Below are 1537 nucleotides of genomic sequence, written 5' to 3'. Positions count from 1 at the left end.
GGCGTCATACGGGGCCTCCTTGCTTTTGCAAATGTGCGAAAAACTGCGCCAGTTCAGTGATGCCGGGGCCGATGAGCGTAGCCGCGGACCACCGCGACCCAGGCCAGCAAGTTGCGCACGCTCAGGCCCTGGGCACCGAGGACAGCCAGATGGGCACGACCGTCAGCAACGGTATCCACATCGTCGATGTCGGCAGTCATGCGGTCGTAAAGCCGCAACAGATCCGGCAGTCCCGGCTCCGGCACATGGATCACACGACACCGATCTTGCAGCGGCGCAGGGACGCCGCGAAGGTCATTCGCGGTCAAGATCCAGCTGATGTTGGAGACATCGATCCGCACCCGGTGGACCGGGCACTCATAATGCGCCGCAGTCCCGGGATCGAGCACTTCGAGCAGGCTCGTTGCGATGGACGTACTCATGCCGCGATCGCTGTAGACAACGCCCGACTTGTCGATTTCATCCACGAGCATCAGCGGGTTGGCCACACGCGTCGCTAACAGGGTCTCGACGGGTACGCTGGGCGTGGCGCTGCCCCAGCCCCGTTCCACGCCGCCGACACGGAAGCCCGAAGACCCCGACCCGACGTCGATCCGCCTGAGCGGTACGCCCGCAAACTCTGCGAGCCGACGGGCATAATGACTCTTGCCGCAGCCCGGGCTGCCAACGAGCAGCATCGGGGGCAGGCGCAGCCCTTTGCGGCCATTGGAGAGAGCGGCCAACAACTGCTGCTGGATCGCAGCAGAAACTGCCGCTATCCAGGGCGCTTCGGCATGCAACGCCGCAACCAGCTCATCGACTTCATGCGCGGTCTGCGGGCCCAGAATGCGCGCGCCTTCGCGCGCAAGCCGACGGAGCGGCTCGCGTTGTTCGGGCCTCAGCGCAAGAAAGCCGGGCACGCCGGAGAGCTTGCGTTTGACGCAGGCTTCGATGCGAGTCTGGACACGGTTTCCCGCAAAATACGCCATGTTGCCGTGACGCGCGCGCCAGCGTTTGCGCAGCGCATCTATCACTTCGGCGGCGTCTGCGACGCCAAGCAAAGGCGAGACGATATCGATCCTTTCGGTCATCGGGCTCCCTCCGACACCTCGGCGCAATGGCGCGAAGGACGGCGAATGCCCCGGCTGCCAGGGGGGCACGACGAGGGCGGCGGATATGCGCGGTCAAGCCCGCGAGCGGGGGACTTCAGGCAGGACATGATATGCTCCAGTCATGCGACCACGACCGACGAAGATCGGTCGGAGCGCTGGTTGAGGCGGTGCGAAAACTGCCAGCGCAGCTTCGCGGGGTCAGAGATATGCGTGCGGGCGACCAGACCACGACCAACCGTTCAAGGTCAGTGCGGCAAGGCCTCATGGATGGATTCGGAGAGCTTTGATGAGGTTATGGTGGCCCAAGAGACGGCTCGAGTCAATACTAAGGTATTGACTTAAAAAGGAAATGCGAAAAACTGAACTGCGTGGCGTTTATCTCGCTGTGGGGTGGCAGCGTCCAATGCCGGGCACCGCCTTCCCCGCTCCGATCCCGGCAATGCGAA

1 protein-coding gene is annotated in these 1537 nt (G+C 63.6%); it reads right to left on the bottom strand.

Annotation, left to right across the window (positions count from 1 at the left end; all coding sequences use genetic code 11):
* Positions 1-53: 53 nt before the first annotated feature.
* The gene (locus C8J30_RS18225; protein WP_110807487.1) at positions 54-1070 is read right to left on the bottom strand and encodes an AAA family ATPase; all 1017 of its coding nucleotides are present in this window, start codon (positions 1068-1070) and stop codon (positions 54-56) included.
* Positions 1071-1537 lie beyond the last annotated feature (467 nt).

It is taken from the genome of Rhodobacter viridis (assembly GCF_003217355.1).
GTDB classification, from domain to species: Bacteria; Pseudomonadota; Alphaproteobacteria; order Rhodobacterales; family Rhodobacteraceae; genus Rhodobacter; species Rhodobacter viridis.
Note: the sequence above shows the minus strand (reverse complement) of the source record. Positions and strands in the feature narration are given on the sequence as shown.

Coding starts and splice junctions, on each gene's coding strand:
- C8J30_RS18225 (WP_110807487.1), bottom strand. CDS start 1,070: ATGACCGAAAGGATCGATATCGTCTCGCCTTTGCTTGGCGTCGCAGAC.